The sequence below is a fragment of the Geodermatophilus sp. SYSU D00705 genome, from assembly GCF_054050135.1.
The window spans coordinates 203,549-212,825 of record NZ_JBJGYT010000005.1 but is presented as its reverse complement, the minus strand read 5'-3'; the positions used below and the strand labels follow the sequence as shown (position 1 = coordinate 212,825).

The 9,277-nt window shown below is 76.9% G+C and carries 10 protein-coding genes; all 10 read right to left on the bottom strand.

Annotation, left to right across the window (positions count from 1 at the left end; all coding sequences use genetic code 11):
* Positions 1-144: 144 nt before the first annotated feature.
* The 10 genes from ACI78Q_RS06545 to murD all read right to left on the bottom strand — a co-directional run bounded on the left by ACI78Q_RS06545 (position 145) and on the right by murD (position 9,141).
* Entirely contained in the window at positions 145-912 is a 768-nt protein-coding gene (locus ACI78Q_RS06545; RefSeq protein WP_456922511.1) for a hypothetical protein, read from the bottom strand.
* The gene (locus ACI78Q_RS06540; RefSeq protein WP_456922510.1) at positions 909-1,427 is read right to left on the bottom strand and encodes a helix-turn-helix domain-containing protein; all 519 of its coding nucleotides are present in this window, start codon (positions 1,425-1,427) and stop codon (positions 909-911) included. Before ACI78Q_RS06540 ends, ACI78Q_RS06545 begins: the two co-directional genes overlap by 4 nt.
* An 88-nt stretch (positions 1,428-1,515) precedes the next feature.
* Entirely contained in the window at positions 1,516-2,514 is a 999-nt protein-coding gene (locus tag ACI78Q_RS06535) for an asparaginase (protein WP_456922509.1), read from the bottom strand.
* A gap of 68 nt (positions 2,515-2,582) precedes the next feature.
* The gene (locus ACI78Q_RS06530; RefSeq protein WP_456922508.1) at positions 2,583-3,143 is read right to left on the bottom strand and encodes an RsiG family protein; all 561 of its coding nucleotides are present in this window, start codon (positions 3,141-3,143) and stop codon (positions 2,583-2,585) included.
* Positions 3,140-4,000 carry a 3-keto-5-aminohexanoate cleavage protein gene (locus ACI78Q_RS06525; protein ID WP_456922507.1) on the bottom strand — a complete coding sequence of 287 codons (861 nt, stop codon included), beginning with the start codon at positions 3,998-4,000 and terminating at the stop codon, positions 3,140-3,142. The genes ACI78Q_RS06530 and ACI78Q_RS06525 overlap by 4 nt, the downstream gene beginning before the upstream one ends.
* Positions 3,997-5,100, bottom strand: a complete 1,104-nt coding sequence (ygfZ, locus tag ACI78Q_RS06520; protein WP_456922506.1) for a CAF17-like 4Fe-4S cluster assembly/insertion protein YgfZ — start codon at positions 5,098-5,100, stop codon at positions 3,997-3,999. Before ygfZ ends, ACI78Q_RS06525 begins: the two co-directional genes overlap by 4 nt.
* A complete protein-coding gene (locus ACI78Q_RS06515) occupies positions 5,097-5,564 on the bottom strand; it encodes a Fur family transcriptional regulator (protein WP_456922505.1) in 468 nt (155 codons plus the stop codon). Before ACI78Q_RS06515 ends, ygfZ begins: the two co-directional genes overlap by 4 nt.
* A gap of 10 nt (positions 5,565-5,574) precedes the next feature.
* Positions 5,575-6,462, bottom strand: a complete 888-nt coding sequence (locus ACI78Q_RS06510; protein ID WP_456922504.1) for a glutamate cyclase domain-containing protein — start codon at positions 6,460-6,462, stop codon at positions 5,575-5,577.
* 29 nt (positions 6,463-6,491) lie between these two features.
* Positions 6,492-7,814, bottom strand: coding sequence for a hypothetical protein (locus ACI78Q_RS06505; protein ID WP_456922503.1), 1,323 nt, complete (start codon positions 7,812-7,814; stop codon positions 6,492-6,494).
* On the bottom strand, positions 7,807-9,141 hold the full coding sequence (gene murD / locus ACI78Q_RS06500) for a UDP-N-acetylmuramoyl-L-alanine--D-glutamate ligase (RefSeq protein WP_456922502.1): 1,335 nt from the start codon (positions 9,139-9,141) through the stop codon (positions 7,807-7,809). The genes ACI78Q_RS06505 and murD overlap by 8 nt, the downstream gene beginning before the upstream one ends.
* Positions 9,142-9,277 lie beyond the last annotated feature (136 nt).

Sequence of the window (9,277 nt, the reverse complement as noted above, 5' to 3'; positions counted from 1 at the left end):
CCGGGCCCCGACCCCGCCCCCCGCCCCCGCCCCCCCCCCCCCCCCCCCCCCCCCCCCCCCCCCCCCCCCCCCCCCCCCCCCCCCCCCCCCCCCCCCCCCCCCCCCCCCCCCCCCCCCCCCCCCCCTGGACGGTGGTGCGGTGTGTCAGGCGTCGCTCTTGGCCGGCACGGCGGTCGGGTCGGCCGGCTTGGCGGTGCGAGCGCGGGAGACCCGCGCGGAGGCCTTGGCCGGGGTGCTCTTGCGTGCGGCCGAGCTCTTCTTGGCCGGAGCCTTGGGGGCGTCGGCCTCGGCGATGGTGGCCTTGGCGCTGTCGGCGGCCTGCGCCGTCTTCTCCTCGGCGGCGTCGACGACCTTGGCGGTCTTCGCCGCGGCCTTCTGCGCCACGGAGGTGACCTCGTTGGAGGCCTCGGCGACGGTCTCGGCGGTCTCCTCGAGGACCTCCTCGAGGCGGTCCTCGACGGCGTCCACGGCCCGCTCGGCGCGGAAGACGACCTTGCGGAAGGCCGGCTGACGGCGCAGCTCCTCGACGACCTCGCCGCCGCGGACGGCGAGGGTCTCGAGGGTGGCGACGGTCTGGGTGCGGGCGGTGCTGACCAGGCCGGTCACCGTGGTCTTGACCGACTCCGGGCGGACGGCGGCGGCCACGTGCTGGGCCGAGGTGCGGGCGGACTGGGCGGCGCTGCGGGCGCGGCCGGCGGCCTCCTCGACGCGGGCGCGGGCCTCCTTGGCGGCCAGGTCGGCCTGGACTTGGGCCTCGCCGGGCAGGGCCTCGGCGCGCGAGCGCAGCGTGCCGACGACGGCGCGGGCGCGCTCGACGGCGAGGTCACCGGCCCCGACGGCGGCCAGCAGGACGGTCTTGTTCTGGACGGCGACGGTCTCGCCGACCTTCTTGAGGGTCTCGGCGGTGCTCATGCGGACTCCTTGGAGGAACTCGGGACGGGGGTGGGGCGCGGAGCTGTGGTCGGTGCAGCGGGTGCGGTCGCGGCGTGCTCGCGGACGTAGGTCTCGTAGAGCTCGAGCAGGACCGCCTTGTGCCGCTCGGAGAGCGACTCGTCGTTGCGGATCGCCGCCACGGTGTCGGGGTTGCCGGCCCGCCGGTCGAGGATCCCGGCCTGCTCGTAGAGCGTCTCGGCCGAGATCTGCAGGCCCTTGGCGATGGCCGCGAGGATCTCCGCCGACGGCTTGCGCAGGCCCCGCTCGACCTGGGACAGGTACGGGTTGCTCACCCCGGCGCTGCGGGCGAGCTCTCGCAGGGACACCCGCGCGGCGTTGCGCTGCTCCCGGATGTAGTCACCCACCTGCGAGCTGGTCGCCGAGACCTTGGACCGCTCGGCGGCCACCGTCTCCGCGACGCTGCCTGCGAGCTGGTCCACCTTCTCGCGGACGGTGGTCACCTGCTCGCGGACGAACTCGCCGGGCTTCTGCACGTCTCCGACGCTAACCGCGGGTGCTAGCTCCTGCAAGCGGTGGAGCTAGCACCCGGACGTGAGCCGCCTCACACCCCGGCGGTTCGGCTCAACCCTCCGAGACCGTGGCCGAGCGCACCTCACCGACCACGTCGTCCCCACCGGACACGGGCACCAGCGACCACGGGGCCAGCAGCTCCGCAGGGACGCCGAGCCGCCGCAGGCCCGCGCACAGGGCGGGGGTGCGGCCCCGCTCGCCGCCGTCGTCCAGCTTCAGCGCCACCGCTCCGCGCCCGGGCAGCGCGGCCACGTGCACGCCGTCCGCCCCGCCCTTGACCAGCAGGCCGTCGACGGCGCGCATGAGATCGGTGTCCTCCCGCCCGGTGCCCGCCACGAACCACGGGTGCGCCCGCATGGCGTCGGCCACGGCACGCTCGCGGCTGCCCGGCGACGCCTCGACCAGCGACGACACCCCCCGGGCCAGGCCGGTGAGGGGCAGCGCGTGCTGGGGCGCCCCGCACCCGTCGACCACGACCGCGGTCACCGGGGTCCCGGCGGCCGCGCCCAGCCGCGCCTCGATCGCCTGCTGCAGGGGGTGCTCGCGGTCGAGGTACCCCTCGGTCGGCCAGCCGGCCGCCACGCAGGCGGCGAGCATCGCCGCGTGCTTGCCGGAGCAGTTCATCGCCAGGCGTTCCGGCGCCCGCCCGCTCGCCAGCCATCCGGCGCGGGTGGGCTCGTGCTGCGGGAGCGCCGGCGGGCAGCCGAGGTCGTCGGGGCGCAGCCCGGCGGCGGCCAGCACCGCCGCGGCGAGCTCGCGGTGCGCGTCCTCCCCGGAGTGCGAGCCGGCGCCGATGGCGAGCTCCTCCTCCGACCTGGGCGCCCAGCCCGCGGCCAGCATCGCGGTGGCCTGCACCGGCTTGTTCGCCGAGCGCGGCAGGATCGGCCGGTCGACGTCCCCGGCCGCCCACAGCACCTCGCCGTCGGCGCCGACGACGACCGCCGCCCCGCGGTGCACCGACTCCAGGAACCCCGACCGCCACACCTCGACCAGCACCGGGTTCTCCGGCCAGACGGCCGGCGTCAGCGGCGCGGAGCCGGGCTGTGTCACGACCGGAGCGGCCCCCTCCCGGGTCCCGCATCCAGCGGAGCGAGAGGTGGGGAGGAGGGGGTCCTCCATCAGTGGCGGCCCTCGTCGGCCAGCAGCGCGGCGACGTCGGCCTCGCCGTTCTGGTAGCGCCGGCCGAGTTCCGCGGCCAGCCCGTCCATGACCTTCTGCACGCCACGGCGGCGCTCGGACAGCGAGCTCTCCGCGGCGGCCAGCGAGCGGGCGGCCTGCTCCAGGTCGCCGTCGCCGAGCTCCGGCACCGCCGACAGGTCGATGCCGCGGGTGAGGCCGTTGACCCAGGACTCGTACTCCTCCGGCGCGGCCGGCTGCACGGTCTGGTGCCGGCCCAGACCGTGCGCGGGGCCGCGGCCCTTCTCGGCGAGGATCTCCGGCAGCAGGTCGACCAGCGACCGGCCGTCGTGCTCGGCGCGGCGCTGCAGCTCCCGGCGCACGATGTCCAGCCGACCCTGCAGCAGCCGGCGGGTGTAGGAGAGGTTGACCTCCTCCTGCTCGGCCTGGCGGCGCAGCCTGCGGACGTCGGCCATCGGCCGCTGCACGGCGGCCTCCAGGAAGCCCGGGTCGAGCAGGGCGTCGACGGCGGCGCCGCCGGCGGGCGTGGGTTCGGGGGTCACGGGACAGCCTCCACGGTGGTGCGGGTGGGGGTGGGCGGGTCGATGGCGAGGAACGCGCGGGCGTCCCCCGTACTCATCGGCGGACGCTGGGCGATCCGGGCGAGCCCGGCCGCGCGCGCCACCAGCTGGGCGTTGTCGCGCACCGGCTCACCGGGCGCGTAGGTCAGGGTGTCCTCCATGCCGACCCGCAGGTGGCCCCCGGCCGAGAGCGCGGCCAGCATCACCGGCAGCGAGGTGCGGCCCACGCCGGTGGCGGCGAACGTCGCCCCCGGCGGCAGGTGCGGCAGGCAGGCCGCGAGCGCCTGCGTCGTCCCCGGCATCCCGCCGGGCACGCCCATGACCAGGTCGACGTGCACGTGCCCGCCGTGCGGCGGGCCGTACCGGTCCAGCAGCCGGGCCAGGGTGGCGAGGTGGCCGAGGTCGAAGACCTCGTACTCGGGCACGACGCCCTGCTGCTGCATGCGGGTGTGCAGCTCGACGATGAGGTCCCAGGGGTTGCTGAAGACGTCGCGGCCGAAGTTCACCGTGCCCAGCGACAGCGAGGCGGCGTCGGGCCCGGCGTCGAGGACGGCGAGGCGCGCGTCGAACGGGTCGGTCACCGCCCCGCCGGTGGACAGCTGCACCACCAGGTCGGTGGCCTCCCGGACGGCGGCGACCACCTCGCGGAGCCGGCCGAGGTCCAGCGTCGGCCGGGTCTCGGCGTCGCGGACGTGCAGGTGGACGACGGAGGCGCCGAGCGCCTGGCAGTCCCGCGCGGTGGCCACGACCTCCTCGACGGTCACCGGCAGCGCCGGGACGTCGGCCTTCGCCGACTCCGCCCCCGTCGGGGCGACCGTGATCAGCGTGCTCGGACTCACCGGCCGATCGTCGCAGACCGCACGGCTCGCACCCGGTCGCGGGCGGCGGCGCGAGTGTCGTCCAGCTCCGCCGGCGCGTCGTCGGGGTCGACGGCCGCCCGCGCGCCGCCCACGCTCAGCTCGGCGTCCGCCTTCACCGACTGCTTGACCAGCGCCAGGGCGACGACCCCGAGCTCGTGGTGCCGGACCACGGTGCCCACCCGGCCCACCTCGCGGGTGCCGCTCTGGACCGGCGTCCCCGGGGCGGGCAGCTCCTCGCTGAGCCCGTCGAGGTGCAGCAGCACCAGGCGCCGCGGCGGGCGGCCGAGGTTGTGCACCCGCGCCACGGTCTCCTGTCCGCGGTAGCAGCCCTTGTCCAGGTGGACGGCGCTGGTCAGCCAGCCCGTCTCGTTCGGGATCGTGCGGTGGTCGGTGTCGACACCGAACCGCGGGCGGCGCGCCTCGACCCGCAGCGCCTCGTAGGCGTCCAGCCCGGCGGGAGTCGCCCCGGCCGCGAGCAACGCGTCGGCCCGCGCGCCCAGCTCCGACCGCGGCACCAGCAGGTCGACGACGTCGGCGCCGTCCCCGACGGCGGGCATGCGGCGCACCCAGCCGCCGCCGTCGACGGGGAGGACGGCGTACGGGGCGGCCGGCACGGGCAGCCCGGCCGCGGCGAGCACCTCGGACCCCCGCGGGCCGACCAGCGACAGCAGCGCCCACTCGGCGGTGACCAGGGCCGGTTCCACGCGGAGCAGGAAGCGCATCCGGTCGAGGAAGGTGTGCAGCGCCGCACCCGACCCCGGCTCGACGTCGGCCCAGGTGGTGCCGGCGAGGTCGGCGAGGACGAGGTGGTGCTCGACGTGCCCGTTCGGCGAGAGCAGCAGCGCCTCGGCGCCGGTGCCGTCGGCCAGCCGGTCGAGGTGCTGGGTGGTGAGGCTGTGCAGCCAGGTCAGGCGGTCGGCGCCGGGCACGGCCAGGACGTCGCGGTCGCTGCGGTCGACGAGACCCGCGCCCTCGGCGAGTGCCCGCTGCTCACGCAGGGGGTCGCCGTAGTGGGCGGCGACCGACCCGTCCTCCACGGCGACGGCGCCGGGGCGCGAGAGGAGGGGTGAGGTGCTCATGAGGTCTCCGTTCCAGCGCGTGCACGACAGGTGCGGCACGTCCCCGACAGCGCGACGTGCCCCACGTCCAGCTGGAAACCCAGGTCGGCGGCCAGACGTTCCGCGGCCGTGTCGAGCAGCGCCGGGTCGGCCGAGGAGATCTCCCCGCAGCCCTGGCACACGACGTGCAGGTGCGGGTGCTCGGCAGCGTGGTAGACCGGCGCGCCCTTCCCGAGGTGGGTGTGCCAGACCAGGCCGAGCCGCTCGAGCAGCTCGAGGGCGCGGTACACCGTCGAGGTGTCGGGCGCGGCGCCGTCGGGGCCGGCCTCCTCGCGCAGCCGGGCGCTGATCGCCTCGGGGGTGGCGTGCTCGAGGGAGGCGACCGCGGCCAGCACCCGCTGGCGCTGGGTGGTCAGCCGGAGACCCCGCGCCCGCAGGCGCTCGGCGAGCGGGGCGGCGAGCTCCGTGCGGTGCGAGTCGGCCACGCCTGCGAGCCTAGGCCCGCGCGAGATCCCTGAGTTCGGCCAGCAGGTCGGCGTAGGCGGGCACCGGGATGCCGTCCACGGTCGCCCCCGCGACCCCGGTGACGCCGTCGATCGCGCCGGCCGCAGTGGCGGCGTCCAGCACGGCCCCGTCGACGGCGGGGTCCAGCAGCGCCCGCAGCGCCGCGCCGTGCCCGGGCACCAGGACGGCGAGCGCCGCCACGAGCGCCGAGCACCCCCAGTTCGACGTCCCGGCGGTCACCAGCGCGCCCACCGGCACCCGGCAGGCGATCCGCTCGCCCTGCGCGATCTCGGCGGCGACCACCGCGGCCGGCACGTTGCCCATGCCGATCTCGTTGCCGCCGTCGCCGACCGCGCCGGTGACCAGGCCCGGCAGGGCGAACGCCGCGTGCAGCGGCGCGGTGGACGCCGTGATGTCCACCGCCCGCATCGTCATGACCCGCCCCTCGGCGTTGGGTCCCAGCCGCTCCACCGCGACCAGGTGCGACGGCGCCAGCGCCTCGACGCGGGCGACGACGGCGGCCTCGTCGTCCGCCGGTGGGACGACGGTGAGCCGGCCGGCGCCCAGGACGTCCAGGCAGGCGGCGGTGACGTCGGCGCAGGGCTCGTCGGTGACCACGACGGGTTCGGCGCCGATCCGGGCCAGCGCCGCGGCCAGCACCGCGGTGCCGACCGGGCCGTCGGTCTCCGCCGCCGGCGCCGGCGCCCACGCGATGTGCACGCCGGTGACCAGCCCCACGCGGCTCCCGGCGGCCCCGGCCGCGGCCAGGCCCTCGGCGAGCCGGCCGAGCTGCCCGCGGACGGCGGCACCCAGGCCGGCGACGTCGCGGGCACCGGGGCGTAGCACGGCCCGCTCGATGGCGGCCAGGCGGTCGCTCACCTGTCCATTGCGTGACCTCGCGGGCTCGGTCACGTGACCGGCGGGCGGGCCTCCGCCAGCACCCGGCGCAGCGAGTCCAGGTACGCCGCCGGGACGGCGTGCGGCCCGTGCGGCTCGAGGAAGCCGGCGACCGTCGCGCCGGTGACCGCGGCGAAGGACGCCGCCTCCTCCCCCAGCGCCTGCACCACGGGGAACCCGCCCCAGGCCGTGCTGCCCGCGAGGTGCGCCATGGCCGCGGCGCTCTCGGCCCGCTCGCCCACGCAGTCGAACGGCTTCTCTGTGGCCCACAGGACGCGGAACCCGTCGACGAGGGTGAGGTCGGCCAGCGGGTTGCCGCCGAACATCGCGACCGCCTCGTCGGGGGTCAGGAAGACCGCGAAGCACAGGAAGGTGAACAGGCACTTGTCGCAGTGCAGGCACCAGCGCTGGGTCGCCTCGCCACCCATGTGCTTCTGCGTGTACGAGCGGTTGCAGCTGAGGATCTCGTCGCGCAGCCCGGGCAGCGCGGCGACCGCGGCGACCGTGGCCAGCTCCGACAGCTGCCGGGTGAGGCTGAAGTAGCCGACGCCCAGCTCCGCGGCTGCCGCGGCGAACAGCCGCTCGAACTCGTAGGACTTCGAGTACTGGTGGTTCACCCGGGCGCCGTCGATCTCGAGGGTCTCCTCGTCGGCGGAGCGCTCGTTGGCGAAGACGACCGGCCCGAAGTCGCACAGCACCGCGACCAGGGTGGAGATCGCCGAGTTGATCGCGGTCACCGGCACGTGGCCGTTGAGCCCACCGGCCGCCGTCCGCTCGGCCAGCAGCGGGTCCAGCCGCCGGCGGACGCCGATCAGCGGCACCCCGGCAGCGGCGGTGACGTCGCGCTGCGCGCCGGTCGGGTTGATCGCCAGCGCGGTCGCCGGGGAGACCACCACGAGCGCCAGCGCGGAGTCCTTGCCGCCGCCCACCGGGAGCAGCGCGCCCGCACCGGCGGCGTCCGCGGGCGGCGCGTCGGCCGGCCGCAGCTGGACGTCGAACTCCACCGCGTGCGGCACCGGCAGCCGGTTCACCGCGGCGAACTCGCCGAGGCCGTGCGTGTAGGCGGCCTCGGCGACGGCGAGCTGGGCGGCGGTCAGCGGCCGGGTCACCCGCACCCGGCCGGGCGCGCGCAGCTTGTAGTAGCTGGTGCCCATGACCAGGTGGACGAGGTCCAGCGCGGCGTCCAGCCGGGCCAGGTCGACCTCGGCCACCCGCTCGGTGTCCACGACCAGCCGCTCGGTGAACTCGTCCTCGCCCAGCCGGTAGGTGAACGCGGCCTCGCCGGTGGTGAGGTCCAGCGAGCGCTCCGCGACGACGAAGACGTCGTCAGACACGCTGGGCACCGGCGTCCCGGAGGATGTGCTCATAGGTCCGCGCCAACTCCTCGTAGTTGCGGTAGCGGTTGTAGCTGGGCGCGCCCGGCGACAGCAGCACCACGCCGCCGGCGGGCGTCGTCCGCACCGCCTCGGCGACGGCCTCGGCGAGGCCGGCCGTCTCGGTCACCGGAGGCGCCACTCCCTGGTCGGCGGCCGCGGCCCGGACGTCGGCGGCCAGCCGGGCGCCGGTGTCGGGCACGGTCACCACCCGCACCCCGCCGGCCCGGGCGACGACGGCGCGGGCCAGCTCGGTGTAGTCCAGGCCGCGGTCCTGGCCGCCGGCGACCAGCGTGACCGGCCGGTCGGCGAAGGCGTCGAGCGCGGCGAGCACCGACACGGGCGTGGTGCTCAGCGTGTCGTCGACGAACGTGACGCCGTCCAGCGTGGCGACCGGGGACAGCCGGTGCGGCAGCGCCCGGAAGCCGGCGACCGCGGCGCGCACGGCGTCCCCGGCGGGGTCGAGGTCCACGCCCATCCGGACGCAGGCGGCGAGCGCGACGTGCACGTTGGCGACGTTGTGCCCGCCCGGCAGGTGCTCGGGGCGGAAACCCTCCAGCTGCGCCGGGGGGACGACGTCGCCCGGGTCGACCAGCAGCGCCGGGTCCAGGTACCGCTCGGCGATCGGGCGTGGCTGGGCGCCGGCGACCACCGTCCCTGGCGCGCAGCCGGCGAAGACGTGCAGCTTGTCGCGGTAGTAGGCCTCCACCCCGCCGTGCCAGTCGAGGTGCTCGGGGGCCAGGGAGGTGATCGCGCCCCAGCCGGTGAAGTCGTCGACGGCCGCGGCCTGGTAGCTGGAGACCTCGACGACCAGCGACGTCCCCTCGCCGACCGCGCCGTCCAGGAGGACGTCGAGCAGCGGCGTGCCGATGTTGCCCGCGTGCACCGCCGGCCGGCCGGCCGCCTCCAGCACGGTCGCGGCCAGGGCGCTGGTGGTGCTCTTGCCCTTGGTGCCGGTGACGCAGAGGGTCGGCACCGCCCGGGCGCCGAACTCGGCCAGCGCCAGCCCGGTGCCCGAGGTGAGGGTGGTGCGGGCGGCCAGCGCCTGCGCGTCCTCGCGGTAGGGGCTGATGCCCGGCGAGCGGACGACGACGTCGCAGCGGGCCAGCGCGCCGACGTCCGTGCCCACCTCGGTTCCCGGCGGCAGCTGCGCCGGGTCCGGTGGGACCGCGTCGACGACGACGATCCCCGCCGCGCCGGCGCTCACGGCGGCCCGGACCGCGGCGCGCCCCTCACGCCCGTGCCCCCAGACCCCGATCCGCCGCCCGGCCAGTTCGGCGAGCCTCACCGGCGCCTGCGGGTGGGCACGGCCGGGCGGGGGGTCACGGCGTCCACTGTACGGAGGAGACGGCCTCCATCCGCTCCTGGTCGCGGGCCGGTAGGGTTCGGGGAAGGTGTGCCGGGAAGTCTGGTCGGCGGCGTCC